Origin of the sequence: Vibrio cholerae, from assembly GCF_008369605.1 — a bacterium.
Lineage (GTDB): Bacteria > Pseudomonadota > Gammaproteobacteria > Enterobacterales > Vibrionaceae > Vibrio > Vibrio cholerae.
In genome coordinates, this window is record NZ_CP043554.1 from 658,295 (window position 1) to 683,290 (window position 24,996).

Consider the following 24,996-nt stretch of genomic DNA (forward strand, 5'->3'; position numbering starts at 1 on the left):
GTTTCTAATGTTGAGTTATGAGTCACATTTTTTACGTGCTTTGCTGCTGTTTTGACCGAACGAGAGAAACTCAACAGAAAGTCTGGCTTCAGGGCTTGCGCTTCAAGAAAGAACGAGTAACATACGCAGCGTTCCGGTGAATAGCGCAGTTTGGTAGCGCATCTGGTTTGGGACCAGAGGGTCGGGGGTTCGAATCCCTCTTCACCGACCATATTTAAGGCCTCAGCATTTATGCTGGGGCCTTTTTGCTTTATCTACTTCTCACTGAAGCCTCAGCGTTGGCGACACTCTCTTCCCATCACATGAACTGTCGATACTTGTTTGGATAAGTTCATCTGCCGCCGACCCACAATGCCAAATCACTTGTTCTACCGAATAGCTGATTTATAAAAATGAGCAGCTTGCCGTTTGGCTTTGGTTAAGTTTCTGGATGCTAAAGCCTTTTTGCTCAAGCATACTGAGCAAGCTCTGCTTGCCAATCAAATGCAAAGTGCCGACGACGACCAGATAAGGTTTGCCTTGTTGTGGTAAGAATTGAGGGTGAGTGAGCTTCTCTGCCCAATCCTGATTACGCTCAGTGAGCATTTGGGCTTCCAATTCAGCGGACATATCGGTGAGTGTGAGCATTTGTAGCAAATTCTTCTCATCTCCTTTTTTCCAGCTTTCAATCATGCACTCGGTGAGTTGGGGATTGTTTTCCCATTGATCGATCAAACTCACCAGTAATTCCTGCCCTGAGTTGGGTAAGTGTGCTAACAGATCCACTTGAAATTGTAAGGTTTCTAGACTGAGTACAGGCAGTTGATGTTGCTCAGCTTGCTGCATGAAATAAAGGTCGATGCCTCGATCGGCTTGATACCCCAGCTCTAAAAATTGGCGCATTTGCAGGATAAGGCTGGCTGACCATGGGGGCTGTTGGCGGATCTGCTGGGCATCCAACCTCAGTTGCTGCGCAATCCCATCCAATACAAACAGTTGTTCATCGCTTAAAACCTGCTCACTACTCAACGTCGTTGCAGGCAAAGTGATGTTGGATTGGTGACGGATATCCGTCTCCACGACTAAGCCTGCGCTTTGTTTTAGCTTTTGTGCGAGTTGGTCAGGCAATGGATAAAGCTGATCGCTGCCCACATGCAGAGAGCCTAAGAGGATGAGTTGTGTCGAACCTTTGGTCGCTGACCAGTACAAGGGTTCTGCGTGAAGAGGTTGGATAAATAGCCATAAAAGACAGCAAGCGAATCGTGTGAGCATGGAATGCGTGAACTCCTTTAGGTTCGGCAAAAACGTTACTTTAGCAGTGAATTAACGGATTTGACGGAGCTTGAATCATGATAAAGCTCACATCTTGTTGATTTGTTCGAGCCAACTCACGATTTGTTGCCGCGATCTTGTGTGATGTCGATCGGCTTTCTTTGCGTAACGCGGATTGTTAAGTGTGATCTGGATTGGAAGAAATCTCGTCAAAAATGAAGTGTCGATTTTGACGTTGATTCTATCTTTTTGAAATTTAAGTTTTTTATCTTGATGTCAATTTGTAAAGTTTGAACATGATCACTTGGCTAAAGGATTAATTTTGCGCTTAGAAAAAAGTGCCGCTAAATATCCCTGAATTTTAGGTAAAGCCATTGGCTGATGTCGTTGTGAGATTGGGTGCAGGCAGAGCATCCCTCATCGTTAACTAATTTAGGGTCATTATTATGCTGAAGAAGAGTCTTATCTCGATCGCGGTATTAACTTCATTAAGTGGCTGCGCACTCAACACTACGTCACCACAAGAGGTGGTAGACACATTAGCGAATAACTTGGATGTGCAATACCAAGTGGTCAACAATCACGGCGCGGATACTGGTTTGGCTTGTCAAACTCTAGAAGCTGAGTGGGCTTCTTGTAACCAAGTGAATATGACCTTGGTTAACCGTGGTGAGGCGGTCAATTCAAAAGATTGGGCTATTTACTTCCACAGTATTCGCTTGATCCTCGATGTGGGTAATGACCAGTTCAAAATTACTCGCGTTACCGGCGACCTACATAAACTGGAACCTACAGATAAGTTTGATGGTTTTGCCGCAGGTGAAACGGTGACTTTGCCGCTGATTGGTGAATACTGGACGCTGTTTGAAACGGACTTTATGCCACGCGCTTTTGTCACCGCACCGGATGCCGAGCCAAAAGTGGTTGCTTCTTTGAACACGGAAGATGTGGACAGCTTTGTGTCTGGCCTAGAGGGTGAAAATCTCAAGCGCACTCCGAGTGACAACAATGTATTCGCTCAAGCGCTGTCTCGCTTTGAAAAGAACAGTGATGTTGCGCTGCAAGATGTGACACACGCACTCATCCCAACGCCACTGCAAGTGAAATCGCATAGCGGATCAGTCTCTATCGCGAAAGGTATCGCGCTGCCAAGCAAAGCGTTTGACGGTGAGCAAATGCAAGCGCTGAATGAGCGTGCACAACTGCTTGGTGTGAACTTAAAAGGCGTAATGCCAGCGCAAGTGGTTATCAACCCTAAATCATTTAAAGGTGAGCTGGCCAAATCTGGCGCTTATCGTTTAGCGATTACGGATAAAGCTGTCAAAGTGACCGCGTTTGACCAAGCAGGAGCCTTCTATGCGATGCAATCGCTGCTGGGTTTAGTCGATATGGCCGATGCCACTCAACTGCCAAAGATTGAAATCGTCGATGCTCCTCGTTTTGATTATCGCGGTGTGATGGTGGATGTGGCGCGTAACTTCCACTCGAAACAAGCGATTCTAGCGACCTTGGATCAAATGGCGGCTTACAAAATGAATAAGCTGCATCTCCATCTGACCGATGACGAAGGTTGGCGTATTGAAATTCCGGGCTTACCTGAGCTGACGGATATCGGCGCTCAACGCTGTTTTGACCCGAGTGAAACAGAATGTGTATTGCCACAATTGGGTTCTGGTCCAAACGCCGATAACTTTGGCTCTGGTTATTTCACTAAGCAAGATTATTTAGAGATCCTGCAATACGCGAAAGCACGTCATATCGAAGTGATCCCTGAGATTGATATGCCAGCGCACGCTCGTGCGGCCGTGGTTTCAATGGAGGCGCGTTACCAACGTTTAATGCAAGAGGGCAATGAGGCGGCGGCCAATGAGTTCCGTCTACTGGATCCGCAAGATACCTCTAACGTCACCACAGTGCAGTTCTATGATCGCATGAGCTTTATCAATCCATGTTTGGACTCTTCCAAACGCTTTGTGGATAAAGTGATCTCTGAGATTGCGGCAATGCATCAAGCGGCGGGTATGCCTCTGACGACATGGCACTTTGGTGGCGATGAAGCGAAAAACATCAAGCTTGGCGCAGGCTTCCAAGATGTGAATACCCAAGAGCCAGTAAGTTGGAAAGGCAACTTGGATCTGAGCAAGCAAGATAAGCCATTTGCGCGTTCGCCGCAGTGCCAAAACTTGATTGCAACAGGTGCGGTGAGTGATTTCGGCCATTTACCAAGCTACTTTGCTGAGCAAGTGTCTAAGTTGGTTGCCGAGAAAGGGATTCCTAACTTCCAAGCATGGCAAGATGGCTTGAAATACAGCGAAGGCGAAAAAGCGTTCGCAACCGAAAACACGCGTGTGAACTTCTGGGATGTTCTGTACTGGGGGGGCTCTGCTTCTGCGTACGAATGGGCTGAGAAAGGTTACGACGTGATCATCTCTAACCCTGACTACGTGTACATGGATATGCCTTACGAAGCTGACCCGAAAGAGCGTGGCTACTACTGGGCTACCCGTGCAACCGACACTCGTAAGATGTTTGGTTTTGCACCGGAAAACTTGCCACAAAATGCTGAAACCTCACTGGATCGTGATGGCAATGGCTTCAGTGGTAAAGGCGAAGTAAAAGGTAAGCCTTTCTATGGTCTGTCTGCGCAGCTGTGGTCTGAAACCGTACGTACTGATGAGCAGTATGAATACATGGTATTCCCTCGTGTGCTCGCCGCTGCTGAGCGCGCATGGCACCGTGCAGAGTGGGAAAACGCCTATAAAGTTGGCGTCGAATATTCGCAAGAGACTCAGTTAGTTAACCATAAAGCGCTGAACGCAGATTGGAATCGCTTTGCTAACGTATTAGGTCAACGTGAGCTGGCTAAACTTGAGAAAGCAGGCATTGATTACCGCCTCCCAGTTCCGGGAGCCAAGATCGAGAACGGTCATTTGGCCATGAACGTTCAGTTCCCAGGTGTCACACTGCAATACTCACTGGATGGTCAAACTTGGTTGGATTATGACGCGAAGCAAGCACCGAAAGTGAGCGGAGAAGTTTGGATTCGCTCTGTATCTGCCAGCGGTGAGCGCACTAGCCGAGTCACTTCGCTGAAATAATCGAACACTCATTTCACTCAATGGATGACGAAAGCCTCCGCATGCGGAGGCTTTTTTGTCTGTAAGAATATTCGCTATAAATCAGATGGTTAGTGCATCATGTTCTAGATTGCGATAAGAATACCATCAGTTCCCTTGATAAGAGCGGTATTCAAAGACTTGGCCGTGCTCATTAAAGGCATACACCGCATAACTGTCTTTCTTATCGCCATATTCCATACCCGGTGAACCCATAGGCATTCCGGGAACCGCGAGCCCTTTGGCATTTTTCGGTGGGTTAGCCAGAAAGTCTTTGATGTCTTGCGCTGGAATGTGACCTTCAAAGACATAACCGCCGATCTCTGCGGTATGGCAAGAAGCTAGCTTAGGTTTTACGCCCAGTTGTTGCTTAATGCTGTCCATGTTGTCATGCAGCACTTCTTTTACCGTAAAACCATTCTCTTCCATGTGTTTGGTCCATTCGGTGCAACAACCACAATAAGGAGATTTGTGATTCACTACCTGAGTAGCAAGCGCTTGTCCTGAAAATGTGACCAATAGGGCGAGTGTCAGCATTGTGCGTTTCATGGTGTACCTCATTGAGAATGTTGATCGAAAGACATTTTGCTCCAGCGCAGGCGATTGGCATTACTGACCACGGTGATCGAGGAGAGCGCCATCGCCGCACCGGCGACAACTGGGCTTAGTAAAAAACCAAACGCTGGGTAAAGCACACCCGCTGCGATAGGAATGCCCAGCGTGTTGTAAATAAATGCGCCAAACAGGTTTTGCTTCATATTGCGCAGTGTGGCTTTTGACAGCTCAATCGCGCTCACCACACTGGTTGGTGATGAGTTCAAAAGGGTCATCTGTGCGCTCTCAATGGCTACATCACTGCCACTGCCCATGGCAATACCAATGTCAGCCAGCGCTAAAGCTGGGGCATCATTAATCCCATCGCCAATCATGGCGACTTTACGGCCTTGTTGTTGCAAAGCTTGAATGTGCTGCGCTTTTTGGTCGGGCAGCACTTGCGCTATCACGTGCGAGATACCGAGCTCTTTGGCAATCGCATTGGCAACCGAAGTGTGATCGCCAGTCAGCATCACGGTATGAATTCCAAGCTCATTGAGCTTACGTACCGCTTGTGCTGAGGTGGGCTTGATCGGGTCGGCAATCGCTAACACGCCTTGCAACATGCCACGATAAGCCACCGCCACCGGCGTCCACGCTTGTGCTGCAAATTTTTCTAGAGTCGATTCAGCCATCGACAAATCAATGCCTTGTTCTTGCATAAAAGCGAGAGAGCCAACCAGCACGGTTTGATTCTGGTAATCGGCTAAGAGTCCACGTCCACGTTGGTTAGTGAATTGGTTGACCTCCACAGGGCGAATATTGCGCTGTTTGGCATAATCACAGATCGCTTTAGCCAGTGGGTGTTCTGATTGCTGCTCAAGGGCATAGGCTAGGGCCAGTAATTGATTTTCATCCCCCTGCACTACATGCAGTGATTGAATGCTCGGTTTGCCTAAGGTCAGCGTCCCTGTTTTATCAAACACCACGGTATCTATCTGACTTGCGGTCTGCAGTACATTGGCATCGCGAATCAAAATCCCCATCTCTGCTGCTTTGCCGATACCCACGGTAATCGAGAGCGGAGTGGCAAGCCCCAAAGCACAAGGGCAGGCGATGATTAATACCGTGGTCGCAACGACCAACATGTAACTGGCTTTAGGATCGGGGCCATACAGATACCAAAGTGCGGCAGACAAGACGGCAATGACAACAACAACGGGCACGAAAACAGAGGAAATCTGATCGGCTAAACGAGCCATCGCTGGTTTACTGCTTTGCGCTTGTCTTACCATCTGGATAATCCGCGCCAGCATAGTTTCCGAACCAATGCCAGTAGCGGTGATCACTAAGCTGCCATCTTGGTTCAATGTGCCCGCTGCGACTTTCGCGCCGGCTTGTTTGAGTACAGGAATGGGTTCGCCCGTGAGCATGGATTCATCCAGATAAGAGTGACCAGTACTGACTACTCCATCGACAGGGACTTGCTCTCCGGGTTTGATGCGCAGTGACATGCCCAGTTGAATATCAGCGACGGCGATGGATTGATCGCCTTGTTCAGTCACCAACGTTGCTTGCTGTGGTTGTAAGTTAAGCAAGGCTTGCAGTGAGCGATTAGTATTGCTTTTGGCTTTGGTTTCAATGTAATGACCCAATGAAATCAAACCAATGATCATTGCCGTTGCTTCGAAGTACACATGACGCGCTGCATCAGGGAACGTTTGCGGCCAAGCCACCACGAGCATGGAGTAAAACCAAGCAGCGCCAGTGCCCAGTGCGACTAGGGTGTCCATGGTCGCTCTGCCATGAGTCAGTGCTTGCCACGCATTCATAAAGAAGTGGCGTCCAGCGGTGAGCAGCAGTGCGAAACAGATGATGCCGATTCCCCCCCAGACCATTTGATCACTGCTATTGCGAATCATCATGTTGCCGCCAAACACGCCCCACAGCATTAAAGGCGCACCCAGAGCGATACCTAATAAGGCACTCTGTTTATGCTCTTTTTGTAAGGCTTCTAATTGCGCTTGTTGTTTGGCTTGCTGCTGTGCTGGGTCATCCAAGATCTCCGCTTGGTAGCCAGAACTTTGAATGGCGTTAAGCAGTGGTTGCGGATTGGCGAAAATGCCTCTCACCAAGGCACTTTGCTCTGCGAGGTTGACTTGTGCACTCTGCACTCCCTCAACAGAAAGCAGGGCTTTTTCCACCGATGCGACACAACTGGCGCAGGTCATCCCCTTAATAAGCAGAGAGAGTGTTTGGCTAGACGCCTCAGTGGGTTCTGTGTTCGAGGAGTTTTCAGCATCAGGCGTGTCGGTTTGCTTCTCATCAAGAGAGGCTGCTGGCGCGAATGTTGATTCTTGTTCTGCTTCTATAGCCTGATAGCCCACTTCCGCCACCAGCGCTTTCACTTGCTCAGCGGTTAAGGTTGTAACCAGTGAAAGCCGCTCTTTACTGACGTGCAGTTTGGCAATTTCTGCCTGCGCGCTGAGGTGCGTGGTCAGTTTATTCACACAGCGACCACAGTTTAAACCTTGTAGCTGATAAGTTTGCTCAGTACCGCCTTGATAACCCAGCGATTCAATACTGGTGAGCACCTCATTTAAGGTGGCATGGGTATGCAGTTCAATCGAGGTTGGCGTCAGCGTTTCGATCTCGACGGTGAGATCTTGATTGAGTTGGCGCTCCAATTTTCGCGCACAGCCCATGCAGTTCAGGCCACGCAGCGCTAAAGCAAAATGGTTCATGATCACTCCTCCTTGCGGAATGTCCACAAGGATAAACCTTAACCTTAAGGTAAGGTCAACCCTTACTTCTCGAACTCATTTTACCAAGAGTCAATTTGCCGAAAATCGTGCGTAGCATCGCGTTAACTCGGGTGTTAGAATACCGCCCAAAATTTCGCATGCTGAGCTCTCAGCAAAAGAATCTCACAAAGGTAATTCAAATGACGGTTAAAACTCGTTTTGCGCCTAGTCCAACTGGGTATCTGCACGTTGGTGGTGCGCGTACAGCACTCTATTCTTGGTTATATGCTAAAAGCCAAGGTGGTGAATTTGTTCTGCGTATTGAAGACACCGACCTAGAACGCTCTACTCAGGCGGCGGTGGATGCCATTATTGAAGGCATGACGTGGTTAGGTTTGGAATGGGATGAAGGCCCATACTACCAAACCAAACGTTTTGATCGTTACAACCAAGTGATTGATCAGTTGTTGGCAGAAGGCAAAGCCTACAAGTGCTATGCGCCGAAAGAGCTGCTGGATGAAATCCGTGCTGAGCAAGAAGCCAACAAAGAGATGCCTCGCTACGATGCGAATCATCCAAAAATTAAAGCGGTCAATGATGCGGCAAAAGAAGGTGAGCCTTGCTGTATCCGTTTCCGTAACCCGAAAGAGGGGAGCGTCGTTTTTGATGACCAAATCCGTGGCCGCATCGAAATCCGTAACGACCAACTGGATGATCTGATCATCCGTCGTACTGATGGCACTCCAACCTATAACTTCTGTGTAGTCGTGGATGATGTCGATATGGGTATCAGCCATGTGATTCGCGGTGAAGACCACATCAACAACACGCCACGCCAGATCAACATTTACAAAGCCATGGGCGCGACCATCCCAACCTTTGCGCACTGTGCAATGATCTTGGGTGATGATGGTGCCAAGCTATCTAAGCGCCATGGCGCGGTTTCTGTAATGCAATACCGTGATGACGGCTACCTGCCAGAAGCGTTGCTGAACTACTTAGTGCGTTTAGGTTGGGGGCATGGCGACCAAGAGATCTTCTCTCGTGATGAAATGATCAACTTATTCAGCCTTAACGCAATTTCAAAATCAGCGTCAGCGTTTAACACTGACAAACTGCTGTGGTTGAACAACCACTACATCAAGACTTCAGAGCCTGAGTATGTGGCGAAACACCTTGAGTGGCATTTCGAGAACCAAGGCATTAACAAAGCGACCGGTCCTGCTTTAGCGGAAGTGGTGAAGTTGGTGGGTGAGCGTTGCAATACCTTGGTTGAGCTTGCGCAGCAATCACGTTACTTCTACGAAGATTTTGCTGAGTTTGATGCTGATGCCGCGAAGAAACACCTGCGTGGTGTGGCGAAAGAGCCATTGATGCTAGCTCTGAGCAAGATTGAAGCTTTGACAGAATGGAATACCGAAGCGCTGCATCACGTGATCGCACAAGTGTGTGAAGAGCTTGAGATTGGCATGGGTAAAATCGGTATGCCACTGCGTGTTGCCGTGACTGGCGGTGGCCAATCGCCTTCTGTGGATGCGGTGATGAACTTGATTGGTCAAGAACGTGTAATTGCACGTATCAAAATGGCACTAGAGTACATCGAAACTCGCGAAGCGAATGTATAGTCGTTTGATTGCATAAAAAGCCAAAGCCGCAGAACAAACTGCGGCTTTTTTATTACCTTTTGAAGTCTTGTTCTAATTCTACCGTTTATAGTTAAGGGTATGTGTTTTAGTCTTTTCTCATTTTTAGCAAAGACGTGACAAAATAATAACCGAAAGGCTCTTTTTCTTTTTATTTCATCCGCTATAGTGATGCCGACAAAAAGGTGATCTGGCTCGAGTACGAGTTAACCTTTTTGAACGGTCGAGGATCAGCGTATAACTCTCGACAATAATCATAAAGAAAAAAGGAAATACCATGAAAAAGCTAGCGGCAATTATTTCAGCGACGTTACTTTTTGCTTCTTCTGCGGCAGTGGCAGAGGTGTATGTCGGAGGTAAGGTCGGTAAATCTTGGTTGGATGACGCGTGTCTAGCTGGTCAATCTTGTGAAGATGATGATCAGGTTGTAGGCGCGTTTCTGGGTTACCAAGCAAACAAATGGCTCTCTCTGGAAGCAGGCTACGACTACTTAGGTAAGTTTACTGCTGCTGGATTGAATGATGAGAAGGTACAAGCGGTAACGCTAGCACCAAAACTCAGCATTCCTCTGACCGAAGGCATTGCGCTGTACGGTAAAGTGGGTGGTGCTTATGTCGATTACGGCAGCAAGGACGACTACTCATACCTAGGTGCAGCAGGTCTAGAGTTCAACACTAACCACAATGTCACTATGCGTTTGGAATACCAAAACCTGACTGACATTAATAACGACATCGTACGTGCACGCGCAGAAACCGCTACACTCGGTATCGCTTATAAGTTTGGTGGTAGTGAAGAGCCAGCACCAGTGGTAGAACAGCGCCCAGCTGAACCTGCACCTGTTGCGGCACCAGTCGAGAAAGTGGCAGTCACCAAAACCTTTACTTTCCAACATCTGGATAGCAGCACATTTGCTACCGCAAGTGCTGAGCTAAAACCAGCAACGGTTCAGAAATTGGATAAAATTGTGGGTTACCTAAACCAATACCCACAAGCAAAAGTAGAAGTAGTTGGTCACACAGACTCAACAGGTTCTGAAGCTTACAACCAAAAACTGTCTGAGCGTCGTGCTCAAGCAGTAGCGAAAGCACTAGAAGCTCAAGGTATTGATGCATCTCGTATTTCAGCTAAAGGTCTAGGCGAAAGCAGCCCAATCGCTTCTAACGCGACAGCAGAAGGTCGTGAGAAGAACCGTCGTGTTGAGCTAGTGATCCCTGAATTCCAGTACCAAGTTACTGAATAATTCACGGTAATCATCAAGATTCAATCTACAAAGGCCCATTCGGGCCTTTGTTTTTTCTGGTGATAACAAAAACCGAGTCGAAAGGTTTTATTTCAGGTCGATACTGTTTAAGCGTCCCATAAACACCAAAATATCTAAGCAATCTTTATGTGCGGCTAATAGGGCTTTTTTGGTTTTCGTGTAGGCGGCCAGTTTTCCGTGTTTATTGATGGAGCAGACCACGCTGCGGAAGTGGCATTTACCTTGTTCATCGTATTCTCGCCAAGCCGCAATATAACAAGCGTCTCTTGCCGTGGGGTTATCCAAGGTCGGCCTAGGTTTATGGATGATTTTGGGTTCTAAGCTGTGTGGTAAGCGAGTCATCAAGTAAGGATCTTTTAGGATTCTACGCCAAAATTTGCCCCACATGGCGGAACCTAATTCGTTGCGTAGCAAAATCGCTTTCTTCAATCCTTTCTTTTCACCAAGCCGTACAAACCCGACTGATCGATGTAAAACCTTATCGTCAGGGGTATGAATATGAATTTTATACGCGGTTTTCGCTTTGGATATAAAGCGGTGTCCGGTATTCGTCTCTAGGTTACTTTTCGACATGATGTGTTTTATAAATAAAACTGTTAATAGTAATAATAGAGGCTTTTGGCTAGCACGAGAAGAAATGTGCTGTAGGAATGACCAAAGATTGACATAGTAAGCTTTACTCTGACCTTGTATCCTCTTCCTACTTGAAGCAGTAGCGGTGTTGGCTACGTTCGCCCCCCCCCCAATCACAGTGTTTATCTATATTCATGGAGATGAACTCTCTTGTCACCTACCTGCAACTCCAAGTCGTTTGGGTATAGTGACGCTATTTACGTTTTCGCTTCTCTCTACTTCCCCTGCAACGCTCTTTCTATCTAAGCAATGTGCTCATAAATGCAAATGAGAATACTTTACATTTGATTTGTGAATTATTAAGATTCTCAATGATGTACGTTCTATGCAACTCAGTGTATTGGTTAAACCGTGGCTCAGTGCATTGTTATTGTATGTTCGTCGGAATACTTGCAATCAAGCGCATGGACTTGAGTCATGGTTTAGCAGTGCTGTTTTGTTTTGCCGCGTACTTTTTCGTTCTGGTATTTGTCATTGAAAACGAAGGAAGCCTCTCATCTCCATACTGGCCTGAGCGCAGTGTAGTGGTTAATTTAGAGTTAAGGAGAAATTCAAATGGCAGCTTTATGCCCAGCGCGAATCAATGTTGCAGAGAAAAAAAAGTTTAAATTGCACACCTTGTCAGCAGTGATGATGGGGCTTTTTACGGGCAGTTTGGCCTATGCGGAAACGCAGACTACGAGTAAACAAGAGCAAGAAATGCCCGTGTTGGTCGTGATTGGCGAAAAAACACAACGCAGTATTTATGAGACGAGCGCGAGTGTCGAAGTGTTTGATCAAGACATGATTGAGAGAACACCCGGCGCAACAGAGATTGATGATCTCCTACAACTGATCCCAAACCTTGTCGATTCGGGTCAAAGCAACAATATGCCCACGATTCGCGGTATCGATGGCTCGGGGCCTTCTGTTGGGGGCTTGGCCAGTTTTGCTGGCACATCACCTCGCTTAAATATGTCGATTGACGGTCGTTCACTGACTTATTCTGAAATTGCTTTTGGCCCTCGTTCACTCTGGGATATGCAGCAAGTGGAGATCTATTTAGGGCCACAGAGCTACATTCAAGGGAGAAATACCTCGGCGGGCGCGATTGTGATGAAGTCTAACGACCCTACTCATCATTTTGAAAGTGCGGTAAAAGCAGGTATTGGCGAAAGCGATTATTCGCAAACAGCGGGTATGATCTCTGCACCTATTATTCAAGATGAGTTGGCATTTCGTTTGAGTTTTGATCAGCAGAAGCGGGATAGTTTTGTCGATCTTGCTGCTTTTGAACCCGCGGGCGATCCTAAAAAAATCGAGATGAATTCGGTGCGCGGTAAGCTGCTGTATGAACCTTCCGCACTCGATGGTTTTAAAACCACGTTAACGCTCTCTCATATGGATTCTCGTGGGCCACAAACAGAAAACATTAATGTGGCGGGTAACGAAGCCTTCCGACCGGTTTATGAGACAGCCTCGTTCACGACGGCGTGGGATATTATCTGGCATCTCAACGACCTCTTCACTTTTGAAAACAATCTGGTGTATGCCGATTTCAGCTATGACCGTTATACCAATCCCAATAGCCGAGGGGATTTCAATACCGATGGTAAAGAATTTCATATCGAACCGTTATTACGCTATATCGCACTGGATGGTAGCGTGAATGCCCTAATCGGGGCGCGTTACTACCAATCTTCACAAGATGATATGTACATTGATGCGACCAGTGCATATCCGATGGATGGCCGCACTAAAGCCAAATCCGTTTTTGCGGAAGTCACTTATGCGTTAACGCCTTCTATCGATGTGAATTTGGCTGGGCGATTTGAAAGAGAGCAGGTTAAGCGAAACGTCTCGCACCCAAGATACAAGCTTGATTACGATGAAACATCCAGCGTATTTCTGCCTAAGCTCGATGTGGCATATACACCAGTGCAAGGGCAGACCTATGGGATTAAAGCGGCTAAAGGTTACAATGCGGGTGGGGCAGGACTAGCCTTTAACTCAATGCAATTTACGGGTTTTAGGCCCTACGAGTTTGAGCAGGAATCGATTTGGAACTATGAGTTTTACACCCGTCACCGTTTCAGCCATTCTGTCGAAGTGTTGACTAACCTTTTCTATAACGATTTCGATAGTATGCAGATGACGCAAACTACATCCAGTGGTGATGTGTTTATCGCGAACCTTGATGAAGCGAGCACTTACGGCGCTGAAATCGGATCACGTTGGTATGCGACCTCTTCACTCGAACTTTTTGCCAACCTAGGGCTTTTGAAAACCGAGTTCAAAGAAACCACCGGAAACACCAAAGAGCTGCCTCGAGCACCGAAAATGTCAGCCAATGTTGGTCTGCTTTATGATTTTGGCCAAGGGTTTGAGTTCAGTAGTAATGCGGCTTATACCGGAAGCTATTTCTCGGAGAGTGGCAATTCAGAAAAATTTGCGATTGACTCATATTGGGTTGCCAATGCTCAGTTAGCCTATGTTTTTGAGCATGGACGAGCAACCTTGTATGCCACTAACTTATTGGATTCTGATAAAACAACGCTCTATCTCTCAACCAATAATACGCTTGACCAACTTAAACAGCAGCCTCGCATGATTGGTGCATCGGTGCAGTTGAATTTCTAAATGATATTTCAAATGGACTGAAACAAAACAACGCCTCTAAGTCAGCGGAGAGGCGTTTTTTTATGTTTGCATTTGAGCCTTGAGCTGAGCTCTGGAGGTTAAACCACATACTAAGAATCTTGGATCCCTTGGTTAAGTTGAACGACTGTTGTGCAAAGTTAGTTAGTGATATACATTCTCATTTGAATTGATTGTTTACAGGGCCGAACCACTGTTTTTCAACTGGGGCAGAACGTTGGGAGGATTGAGTGAATGACACTCCCAGCAAGGTTGGCTAAGGCATAAGATAAATTAGGTGAAAGAATGAGTAACGAAGTCGAGCGCGTTTATCCGAGATTACTGGATTTTGTGCGTAAAAAGTATGTATCAAAAAACCTACTTCGAGTGACACTGACTGGTGAGGATTTAATTGGATTCCCCGAAGATCAAAATGGGTCACACATTAAGGTTTTTTTCCCTAATCAAGCGAGTGGCATACTCCAGTTACCGATTCGTGAGGGTGATAAAGTCATTTGGCCAGAGCATAAACCGGTTCCGCGAGCGTATACCGTTAGACAATACCGAGCACAGAGCAATGAGCTTGATATCGATTTTGTTGTGCATGGAGAAGGAACACCGGGTGGTGGATGGGCGCTAAAAGCTCAAACGGGTTCACAACTCGGTTTGATAGGTCCCGGCGGGCCAGACCCTCTTATTGAGCCAGCAGATTGGCATATTATGGCTGGCGATCTCTCTGCTGTGCCTGCGATCAGTGCCATTTTAGAAAAAATGCCTAGTCAGGCCAAAGGTTATGTATTTCTTGAAGTGGATGATATTGAAGATAAGCATGATATCTCCCATCCAGAACAGATGGTGATTAAGTGGTTAGTGCGCGATCCTAATCAGGCGCAACCCGCTTTGGCGATGGCGATTAAACAACTGCCAGTACCGCAAGGCGCAGAGTCGCTTTCTGCTTTTGTGGCAGGGGAAAATGAGAGCGTTATTGCGTGTCGTAAAATTTTGCGAAATGAATATCGAATCGCAAGAGATAAGATTTACGCCATTCCTTATTGGAAGCGCGGTAAAAACGAAGAGGCGTACCACGAAGAGCGCCATGTGGTGATGGATGAAGAGTTTTAACCTCTGACTCAGCACGGATTTCATTCACCTCGCCTGTTAATGTGGTAAGCCCCTGATGGGGCTTACCAATCCCTCTCTTTTCCCTTCCTACAAAGCTTCTGATGTGTTGGCTACGTTCGTGACTTTTTCAATCTCGAGGCTGACCGATTTCGTTCTTTACATGTAATTGATAATGATTATTATTAACTAAATTTTACACATTAAAGCGTTGCAAGACGATGTGTACCGAGTAAAGGGATGAATCTGTGGGTTTAAAGATGAAAGAAATGACAGCAATGCAAGCGGCTTATTGGCTAGGGCGTCAACACGACTGCTTGCTCGATGGTGTGGCCGCGCATCTCTACGCCGAATTTGATGGTCAAGCATTAAATCGACAGGCGCTAACGCAAGCAGTACGTGCGCTGTACGCGAAACATCCCATGTTACGTTTAGCGATCACCAAGGATGGACAGCAGAGAATCTTGCCTCTCTCAACTTTCCATCAGCTTAAAGTGGATGACCTATCACAATGGAAGCCAGATGAGGTGGAGTCTTTTGTGCATACTAAGCGCCAGCGAATGACCCACCAGATGCTCGATTTAACGCAGGGAAACCCGATTGAGATCAGCTTGACTCTGTTGCCTGAGGGCAAACACCGATTACACATTGATGTGGATATGATTGCGTGTGATGCACAAAGTTTTCGGCTGTTGGTGGACGATCTCACCTCACTCTATTTAGAGGCCATAGAACATCGATTAGAGATCATTGAGTCTGATGTGGTGACTTTTTTCCAATATCTTGATGCTCAGCAAGCCGATCGTGCTTTGGCAAAACGCAAAGAGGTGGATAAGAAATGGTGGCAAGAGCGTCTTGCGACGATTCCCGCCGAGCCAAGTTTGCCTTATCAACCCATGCCAAACGACGCCGTTAGCGCAAACAGCCAAAGGTTTGCACACTGGTTCACTCCAGTGGAGCGCAAAGAGTTGGCCGAGGTTGCGCGGCAACATCATCTCACACTAACCCAACTGACATTGGCACTCTTTTCACAAGTGATTGCCAATGCTTGCCAAGAGAGGCAATTTCGACTCAATGTGCCTACATTCCATCGCGGCAATCGCTCTTTGGATATTGGACACACGATCGGCGATTTTTCCAATTTGCTGATTTTTAGCGCCGATGTGGGAACGACTCAAACCCTGTTGAGCCTGTGTCAGCAAACGGCTAACCAACTGCATCAATTACTTCGCCATGAAAGCTATTCAGGAGTTAGCGTGATGCGCGATTTATCGCGGCAACAGGGTGGGGTGCAGCGTTCACCGATAGTCTTTACCTCAGGCATGGAAATGCGAGACGAGGAGATCTTTTCCGGTCATGTCACTCAGCATTTAGGGCGTATGAATTGGGTGATTTCGCAGGGAGCGCAGGTGACTCTCGATGCGCAAATTGCTCCGGCTTATGAAGGGATTTTGCTCAATTGGGATGTGCGAATGGAAAACTTCGCTGATAAGGACATCACAGCGCTTTTCGCGCATTACGTTGATTTGATCCGCTGTGTGGCGCTGCATCCAGAGATGATGCAGCAAAGCGTACAACAGATTGACGCGCAACTCGGTTATGCTCGCCGCGAGTCGATTCAGGAGATGCCACTGACCCCTTTACAACAAGCTTACTTGCTAGGTCGCTCAACCCAAATTGCCTTAGGCGGCGTCGCGATGCATGAGTTTCGTGAGTATCGAGGTCACATCGACACTCAGTCACTGTACAGCCGTCTGCTCTATCTCGTTGAGCATATTCCTGCCTTGAGAACTCGCATTGATCAAGAGAAATGGATTCAGTGGGTCTCTCCTTGCATAGCGTTAAATTGGCAAGCCATCGATTTACAGCATCTTTCCCGCGAACAAGCCTTATTAGCGGTTGAGCCAGTTAGGCAGCAATATCAACAGCGGATGCATGATTTAACGCGCTCGCCCTGGCAAATCTGTGTGGTGCAACTACCAACAGAAGAGCAAGAGGAGTTTAGCTCCATCGTGTTGACCAGCTTTGATGCTTTGATTGTCGATGGTCGCACCCATGCACTCATTCTTGCTGCACTACTAGGAAGCGAAGAACCCGATATAACTCAGGTGGTGCAAAATGCTCGTGATACTCAGTCCATCTCGCCGCAATTCGCCTCCAAAAAAGCGCAAGATGAAGCGTATTGGAAAAGCAAACTTCATCCTGATTGCCCGCCGCCAGCACTGCCTTGGAAACAAGCATTAGAGACGATCACTACGTCTCGTTATGCTCGTGAAAGTTTGCAAATACCCAAAGAGAGTGTCGGTAAGCTCAATCGATGCGGCATTGAAAATGGCTTATTTCTCAATTCCTTGCTGACAGCAACCATCTTGGACGTGCTCTCCTATTGGACAACCGAAATCGGGATGCGAGTGGGTTTTCCGGTATTAATTCCACGCAGTAATGCGATTGATGGCAATGAGTCATCCTTTGTGATCTTAGAGCATGAAAAATCAACCCAGAGTTTGCTGAGCCAAGCGAGCAAGCTACAGCGTGAGATGCTAGAGGCTCTTGAGTATCTTGCTTTTTCTGGCGTCGATCTTAACCGTCTGTTGATGAATCAAGCGCCGCAAGCTCTGGTGCTGCCGGTTGTGTTAACCAATGGTTTGTCTTGGAAAACCCTGAATCCAGAGGACGCTGTCACTCTGTTCGATGGGGTAACGCAAACTCCGCAGGTGGCTTTAGATATTCGCTTAACTTACGACGAGCAGAAAAACCTTATCATCAGCTTTGATTATGCTTTAGCGGCTTTAGAGACTGAGCTTATCCGCGAGATGTTAAGTGCCTTACATCATCGCTTGAATCAGATCACTTCGTCAGCATCATTGGCCGCGCCGCTTGAGCCATGTATCGACCTTTCACACTACCGTTTTAATAGCGATGAGTCGGCCAGTCACGATTCCGATTTTCTTGCCAAGTTAGCGCAGCAATTGTTTGTCCGCACAGAGGACAAAACCGCTGTGATCTGCGGGGAACAAACCCTCTCTTATGCTCAATTGGGTGAGCAGGTTCAGCGCGTGATGTGGCAGCTCAAAGCGCGAGGGTTGACCTCAGGAAATGTGCTCGCCATTTGCTTGCCACGCAGTGTTGAACATGTTGTCATCAGCTTGGCTTCTGCGCTTTCGGGGATTATCTGGGTACCTATTGATGCCGCGTCTCCCAAAGAGCGTCTGGATTACCTTTTAGAAAATTGTCACGCCGATCTGGTGGTGATGGATAAGCCCTGTGAGTTTGGTAATGTGATCGCTTTTGATGCCTTGATTGAGCCTGTCTTATTCGCCGATGGAGTAGACGTTACACCACTCGATCAATTAAGCCGATTAAGCCAAAGCCAACAAACGGCTTATTATCTTTATACCTCTGGTACTACGGGCAAACCTAAGTGCGTGGTGGTCAATAATCAGGCGACCTCGAATGTGATTGGTCAAACTGGCCAAGCGTGGCATCTCACCAGTGAGGATGTGGTGATGTCAGTGACGCCATTGCATCATGATATGTCGGTGTTTGATCTCTTTGCCACCTTGAGCTTCGGAGCGACGTTAGTTCTTCCCGCTGGGCATGAAGAAAAAGATGCGTTGCAATGGAATCGCTTAATTGAGCGGCATCAAGTGACGATTTGGGTCTCCGTCCCCGCTATCTTGGAGATGTTGCTCTCTTGCACTCAAGCAGGGCAATTACACTCACTTCGTCTGATTGCCCAAGGGGGCGATTACATCAAACCTGCCACCATCGCCCAATTACGCGCTGGTTCAAATCCGCCGCGGTTGATCTCTTTGGGCGGTCCTACCGAGACGACGATTTGGAGCATCTGGCATGAGCTGACGGCGGATGATGTCAGCGTGATCCCATATGGTCGGCCGTTGGCGGGAAACCGTTATTTTATTATGGATGAGATACAACGCCATGTACCGCAAGGTGTGGTCGGCCGTATCTTCACCTCTGGGGTCAATTTAGCGCAAGGTTATCTTGAAGACGGCGAACTGAAACAAACCGATTTTGTCACCGTATTGGATGAGCATGGCCACCCTGTGCGCGCTTTTCGAACGGGCGATCAAGGCTACTACCGTGCGGACGGCAATATCATTTTTGCTAGCCGCATCAATGGTTATGTGAAAGTTCGTGGGGTACGAGTGTCACTGCCGGATATCGAAAAGCAGCTGCAAACTCATCCGGCGCTCGCGAGCGTGGTGGTGGTCGATTATACCGATGTCAATGGCGATACCGCTTTAGCTGCATTATTTAGCGTTAAACCTCAGCAATCAGCATCGAGTCAGGCGTTACGAGAGTTTGCCAAACAATCGCTACCGTCTTCGCATATTCCGAGTCGGTTTATTGCTTTAGAGGCTTTACCGCTTTCTGCGAATGGCAAAGTGGATCGCAAACAGTGCCAAGCGCATGTTCAGCGACAATCGATCTCTGTTGAACCAGTATGTCAACCGAATCAAAGTCAACCTCTCTCACCACCTACCTTGTCATCGGCTTCCTTGAGTGAGTTTGAACAGCGAGTCTGGCGAGAGCATCAACGACATGGTGACGGACGCAATCAATATGCGACCGCTTATCGAATGAGCGGGAAAGTGAATATCGCGCGCTTAATCACAGCGCTCAGTCAGTTGCCCAATCATTTTCCTGTGTTAAACCGACGCTATGTGCTTGATGAGGCATCCGGCTTAACCTTGTACTCGGCGAAGCCAACACCGCTTGAGATCCATTTTGAACATGTTGAGTCAATGGATGAGGCGTTTGAACATCTTGTGCGATGGCAAAATCAGCCGATGGATTTAGCCAAGCAAGCCGCACTAAGTTTTTGCTTGTTGAGTTTGGGGAGCGAAGAGCGAGTGCTTGGGGTGATAAGCCATCAAATTATCAGCGAGCAATGGGATTGGCGGCGCGTATTTGAGTGCGTAACCCATGGGTATAACCAAATCGCCTGTGACATCGATCCTGTGATGGAGGGGGAGGATCTTTCCCTCGGCTTTACCCCTGTGATGCCGCAAACGCCATTATCCCAAGCGTTATTGCCTTGGTTACAGCCTGCGAGTCACGCTACATGGATTGAGCAGAGCTTGCCGAGCGCAAATAGCGCCATCAATACGCTTTGCAGTCGTAAATATCGGATTGCCCTACACAGCAGCGTACTGGCGGAGCATGGTTTAGCGCAGCCGGATAAGCAGGAAGTGCTTGCACTGATCGCCGCGTTATTTACGCGCTACCTTGCCGCAAGTGTGAAACTTGGCCAATTTGAGCTTTACGTTCCGCATGATGTGGAGCGCAAAACGCGTGAGTTGAATGGTTCTATGATTGAAAGCCAGTTGGTACATATCGCCCTTAAAGGCTTTGAGCGTCCGCTTTCGCAACTGAGCCAAGAGATCTTGGATTCGATGCGCCAGCCGTTAATGAGGGGAGGAGTCGCTAGCGAAACTCACGCCTCTGCCGCAGCCTTAGTGACTTGGTTAGTGGATCCTTCAGTGCATCTACAATTGGAGGGTTTGCGCTGCGAAAAATTACTTTTTGCAGCCATGCACCCCAAATTTGAAGTCGCCTTGGGGGTTGGGCTTAATTGCCAAGGTGCTCTAGTGCTTGAGCTGGCGTTAGATGCCACGGTTTCCCCCCATGTCGGAGCCTACTTGCTTGAGCAATTTGTCGCTGCGATAGGTGGGCGAACAATGCCTTCTTCGACAACCTCAGCTTCTCATGTCTCAGCCATTGAGTTGACGTCAAACAATCCGCCAGCCTCAAACGATGTGCATGCGGAGCTGGCAGAGTCTGAGCTTGAGTTGGGCGTTGCAAATTCCTCTGCGATTGAAGCGTGCATATTGGCTGAGTTTCGTTCAGCGCTTGGTGTTGCCGAGATGACGGCAGAGGATGATTTCTTTGATTTTGGCGGACATTCCCTGATCGCAACGCGAGTCATTGGTCGCTTGTTGAGCGAGCAAGGTATTGAACTGCACATCAATGATATGTTTAGTTTCCCTAATGCCAAACAACTGGCGCAGCAAGCCGTACTTCACCGTAAACCCACCAGCACATCATTCGAAGTGAGTGAGGTGGTCGAGTCGTCTAAAGCGCCTTTGTCGTTAGCACAAGCCTCTTTATGGAAGGCGATGAGCAAATACGCCAAGTTTGGGTTGACCCACATCTTCAATCTTCCGTTTGCGCTTAAATTTTTAGATGAGGTCGATGAGCAGGCATTTGGTGAGGCTTTTCACTGGCTTTTACTGCGTCATGCTGGGTTACGAACCCACTTTGGCCTAGAAGATGGGCAGCCTTACCAGCAAGTGATCGAGGCCAGCCATATTGGACATTACCAGTGGTTCTGGACGTCTAAAGATAACGCAGCCCAATCCGTGGCCAGACTACTGGCGCAAGAGGCCGAGCACACCTTTGACCTGAGCCAAGAATTGCCACTTCGGCTCAATTTCGTACGTGATGAACAGACGGGGACGCAATATCTTTCACTTCTGTTCCACCATATTGTGTTGGATGAGTGGTCGATCAATATTTTGATGGATGAATTAGCACAGGCGTATCAACACAGTGTGCAAGGTACTCGTCCACAGTGGCAAACGGAACCCTTACCTTTCCATGAGTTTGCTCGCAAGCAGCGTTCTTCGGCATTCAATCAAACGCATCTTAACTATTGGTTAACCAAGTTTGCCGGTGTGCCTTGGGCACAGCCTCTGTTTGCTGCGGATCATCCTTTAAGTAACCGCACTGGCGTCGAGCTTGGAGAAGGCGGCTGGGTCGAAATAAAATTGCCGAAATCGACCATGGTATCGCTGTATCAATTGGCTAAAGCACGCCATGCTTCGTTGTTTAACGTGATGTATGCGGCGATTTCTGCGTCGGTACATTGTCTCGGCGCACCAGAAAAGCTGCTGGTTGGCACACCTGCTTCCGGTCGGCTGGATGCCGAGTTTTTCGACACAGTCGGTTATTTCACTACCATGGGCGTTCAGTTGGTGGATTTCACGAAAGTACAAACGGTGTGGCAACTCATCGAGCAAGTGAAAAATAGCATTAACCAGTCGATGCCATACACAGATATTCCGATCGATCTGATTGAAGAAGGGCTCAAAGGTGTTGAGCATGAGACGGAAGGTCACATGTTTGAGGTCTTTATACAACTGCATGCAAAAAATAAGCTGCATGGAGAGCTACCGTTGACAGAAGGGCATGCGATCCGCTTCCAACAAGTCGATCCCGATAAAAGTGAATCCGGCTTAGGTTTACAGTTTGAAATTTTAGAAGAGAGGATCGAGCAAGAGCAGACGTTGAGAGTCATGATGAGTTATATGTCGAAACACTATAGCCCAGCTCAAGTCGCTCTGTTGACCAAGGTGACCAGTGGCATGTTTGAGCGGTTTTCCGATTGTATTGCACAAGATATTGCACTGCCGACGCTGAAAAAGCAGGTGAGGCAGCTTGAAGATGAAGCTTGTCGCTCTCAGTCCATGGGGTAGTGTTTTTGTGTCGTGACTCGATATCGTAGTCGTAGGGAATAGGGGGCGAAGGGCGATATTGGCTCCCCCTTTATGACAAGCCCTGAAGTGCCAGTCGTGGCAGTTCAGGGCTTGAACTTGATGATGGAGCTACATCTGCTTGTGCATCACATCGCCGATTTGAATACTGTAGGCGAGCTCAGGTTGATCCACGGTTAATTCCGCTTCATGTTCATATACACGAGACACGGTAAGCGTAATCTCACTTTGGGTGACTTTGTTACGCGGCAACCCTTGTTGGTCGATAAAGGCTCCGGTGTGCCAGAGGCTGAGCTTGTCACCTTGTTTAACACCGTGAATTCGGCCAAGATCCATGGTGGCTGTGGTTCCAAATTTCGCCACAATTTGCGGTAACGTGATCTTACAAGAAATTTCCGATTCAAGGTCGAGCATAATGTTGCGGCTCACACGCAGCATCATTTCACCATAAGCCGATGCCCAGAAACGTGCACTACGCGTATCAATTTGGCTGGTTTTAGGAAACGGCCAGCGTGCAACTTCACGGTAAGTGCGTGTCATCACTTCATTGCCTGTTTTGCCATCAAACACACTGATTTCCATCGCAAACTGGCGATTGATGATGTCATCTTGCAGCGTTTTTTGCTCTATGGTGGCGGTTAAATCAGTGATCATGCCGCCCATGATGTACTGCGCTCCAGCATCTTGCGCGATCATCTTGATCCGCTCCGGTGCTTTAGGGTCAATATCGTATTGGGTTGTGCCGACCGAGACAAAGCTGCGAGATTCTTGCTCTAAGCGACGATTAATCACCTGTGCAAAATCATCACCGACCTGATAGATCTGTCCCATCACTGCTTGCTGAGGTGAGGCCAGATCAATATTGCCGATCAACATGGTTTTTTTGTATTGCTCAACGTGGCAAGCCGTTGCCGATGGGTAAATATCAATGCGGGTGCGCACGTACATCACATTGTTAATCGCTTTGCGTTCTTCAATCAGGATGTAGCGTACCTCATGGTTAGCAAACAGGTATTCTCGACGATCAGACTCCAAGAGCGGCATTAAATTGCTAATGCTGCCAATATCTGCCCCGGCAAAATTTACCGCTTTATACAGCGCATCTTCTAAGGCGTGTAAGCGGGCGACCTCTTCGGAAGAAACAATAGCGGCAGAGCCTGTCACTTCATACCAAGCTGCATGAGCCGATGGAAGTTGAAGCATCATCCAAAGTGCTGAAATGATAGATAAAATATTTTTTTTCATCGTAAGGTCCCAAGTGGGTATAAATTTTGCTTTTCAAATCCTAACTGATGTAGGCATTGCAATTCTGAACCAATAACCGTTTAAGAAAAGCAAGGAGCGTTCCAGTTTAATCGAGTGAGAAGCTGAAACGCGCGCCATAGTATATCTGGAGATGAAGAGAATGAAAAAATGGCTTTCCTTAGTACCCGTCGTTTTACTGACTTCGTGTGCATACGCCCCGATTTATAACGGCAAAGAGCCATACAATGGTTCACAGTTTATGTTGATGGAGAGTCCTCGTCACACATTGGATTTCTTTGTTGAGAGCATGACGGAAGATTTGATGCTCTCAAATACCAGCATTACTGCTCGTACGCCAATTGCGGTGACTTCGTTTGTCGATCTGCAAAATATGGATACCACTAACTGGCTCGGTAACTCGGTCTCGGAAGGATTCATTCACCAGTTTCAGCGTCGTGGATTTAAAGTGGTGGATTTTAAAACCACAGGTTCAATCCAAGTGACGCAGCAGGGCGATTTTGCCTTTAGCCGCGACTGGAAAAACCTTTCTTCAGAGCAAGAAGTCCAGTACGTACTGACAGGGACTATGCTGCGCCAAGAAGGCGGTGTGATAGTGAATGCTCGTGTAGTTGGCATGCACTCACGAATTGTTGTGGCCACGGCACAAGGTTTCTTGCCTGCCGATCGTATCGGCCGAGATTTGGATACGCTCAACAGTATTCGTACCCAAGATGGAGTGTTGATCCGCTCAGATCCAACCATCACTCAGCCGTACACCGTGATTTTACGTCCATAGGAGAACGATGATGAAATCTAGCTTACTACTCCTAGTGGCAGCCTTAGTGATGACGGGATGCCAACCCTTGCAAAGCATGCGCCCTGATGATTGGTTAACGGCGGTTGGCTATGCCAATATCAGCGAGCAGAGAGGGCGTGATGAGGCCGAGAAGCAAGTGCGTGCGATGCGTGCTTCTAAAATTGATGCTTACCGCGAGCTTGCTGAGCAGGTGTATGGTATGCGCATCAGTGGTCGTGCTGAGTTACAAGATCAACGTCTTGGTACGGAACTGACGGCAGGTGCGGTCGATGGTGTGATTCGCGGTGCTGAAGTGGTACGCAGTTATAAGGTTGGGGACAGCTATGTCACTGAACTGAGACTTGATATTCGCAAGATGGACAAGATGCGTGATTACGGAGAAGTTCAACAAGTTCCCGAAAAACGACAAATGACCCTATTCTAGCGCTCACCTCTTCATCTCCCAGAACGTAAAAAGCGGCAATGATTGCCGCTTTTTTGCTTGTTAAGTCTTA

General features: G+C 47.8%; 13 protein-coding genes and 1 tRNA gene. 9 read left to right on the forward strand and 5 right to left on the reverse strand.

The window, feature by feature from the left end; all coding sequences use genetic code 11:
• Positions 1-134: 134 nt before the first annotated feature.
• Positions 135-211: transfer RNA gene (locus tag F0316_RS03110), tRNA-Pro, on the forward strand.
• A gap of 173 nt (positions 212-384) precedes the next feature.
• Here the strand turns inward: F0316_RS03110 and F0316_RS03115 are convergent.
• Positions 385-1,251: a TraB/GumN family protein gene (locus tag F0316_RS03115; protein ID WP_172625950.1), complete on the reverse strand. Its 867-nt coding sequence runs from the start codon at positions 1,249-1,251 to the stop codon at positions 385-387.
• A gap of 446 nt (positions 1,252-1,697) precedes the next feature.
• Between F0316_RS03115 and F0316_RS03120 the strand changes: the two genes are divergently transcribed.
• Positions 1,698-4,349, forward strand: coding sequence for a beta-N-acetylhexosaminidase (locus F0316_RS03120; RefSeq protein ID WP_149560203.1), 2,652 nt, complete (start codon positions 1,698-1,700; stop codon positions 4,347-4,349).
• A 126-nt stretch (positions 4,350-4,475) separates the two neighbouring features.
• Here F0316_RS03120 and F0316_RS03125 read toward each other — a convergent pair whose 3' ends face one another.
• Positions 4,476-4,916, reverse strand: coding sequence for a DUF411 domain-containing protein (locus tag F0316_RS03125; protein WP_000831716.1), 441 nt, complete (start codon positions 4,914-4,916; stop codon positions 4,476-4,478).
• An 8-nt stretch (positions 4,917-4,924) separates the two neighbouring features.
• Positions 4,925-7,645: a copper-translocating P-type ATPase CopA gene (gene copA, locus F0316_RS03130; RefSeq protein WP_216364821.1), complete on the reverse strand. Its 2,721-nt coding sequence runs from the start codon at positions 7,643-7,645 to the stop codon at positions 4,925-4,927.
• Between the two features lie 200 nt (positions 7,646-7,845).
• Between copA and gltX the strand changes: the two genes are divergently transcribed.
• Positions 7,846-9,270: a glutamate--tRNA ligase gene (gene gltX, locus F0316_RS03135; protein WP_044127693.1), complete on the forward strand. Its 1,425-nt coding sequence runs from the start codon at positions 7,846-7,848 to the stop codon at positions 9,268-9,270.
• Positions 9,271-9,565: 295 nt separating this feature from the next.
• Positions 9,566-10,531 carry an OmpA family protein gene (locus F0316_RS03140; RefSeq protein ID WP_000731531.1) on the forward strand — a complete coding sequence of 322 codons (966 nt, stop codon included), beginning with the start codon at positions 9,566-9,568 and terminating at the stop codon, positions 10,529-10,531.
• Between the two features lie 87 nt (positions 10,532-10,618).
• Here the strand turns inward: F0316_RS03140 and F0316_RS03145 are convergent, their stop codons facing one another.
• Entirely contained in the window at positions 10,619-11,125 is a 507-nt protein-coding gene (locus F0316_RS03145) for a Fe3+-citrate ABC transporter substrate-binding protein (protein ID WP_001895039.1), read from the reverse strand.
• Positions 11,126-11,740: 615 nt separating this feature from the next.
• Between F0316_RS03145 and F0316_RS03150 the strand changes: the two genes are divergently transcribed.
• The 3 genes from F0316_RS03150 (at position 11,741) to F0316_RS03160 (ending at position 22,422) form a co-directional block, all read left to right on the forward strand.
• Positions 11,741-13,804: a TonB-dependent siderophore receptor gene (locus tag F0316_RS03150; protein ID WP_123162893.1), complete on the forward strand. Its 2,064-nt coding sequence runs from the start codon at positions 11,741-11,743 to the stop codon at positions 13,802-13,804.
• 303 nt (positions 13,805-14,107) lie between these two features.
• Positions 14,108-14,923, forward strand: a complete 816-nt coding sequence (locus F0316_RS03155) for a siderophore-interacting protein (protein WP_000064345.1) — start codon at positions 14,108-14,110, stop codon at positions 14,921-14,923.
• A 245-nt stretch (positions 14,924-15,168) separates the two neighbouring features.
• On the forward strand, positions 15,169-22,422 hold the full coding sequence (locus F0316_RS03160) for a non-ribosomal peptide synthetase (RefSeq protein ID WP_172625951.1): 7,254 nt from the start codon (positions 15,169-15,171) through the stop codon (positions 22,420-22,422).
• Between the two features lie 129 nt (positions 22,423-22,551).
• Here the strand turns inward: F0316_RS03160 and F0316_RS03165 are convergent, their stop codons facing one another.
• Positions 22,552-23,685 (reverse strand): flagellar assembly protein FlgT, encoded by a 1,134-nt coding sequence (locus F0316_RS03165; protein WP_000739490.1) that lies wholly within the window; start codon positions 23,683-23,685, stop codon positions 22,552-22,554.
• A gap of 160 nt (positions 23,686-23,845) precedes the next feature.
• Here F0316_RS03165 and F0316_RS03170 point away from each other — a divergent pair, with 160 nt between their 5' ends.
• Together F0316_RS03170 and flgP are read left to right on the forward strand one after the other, a co-directional pair.
• Positions 23,846-24,481, forward strand: a complete 636-nt coding sequence (locus tag F0316_RS03170) for a FlgO family outer membrane protein (protein ID WP_000759070.1) — start codon at positions 23,846-23,848, stop codon at positions 24,479-24,481.
• 7 nt (positions 24,482-24,488) lie between these two features.
• Complete coding sequence (gene flgP / locus F0316_RS03175; RefSeq protein ID WP_001885771.1) at positions 24,489-24,926, forward strand: flagellar assembly lipoprotein FlgP; 438 nt, start codon at positions 24,489-24,491, stop codon at positions 24,924-24,926.
• Positions 24,927-24,996 lie beyond the last annotated feature (70 nt).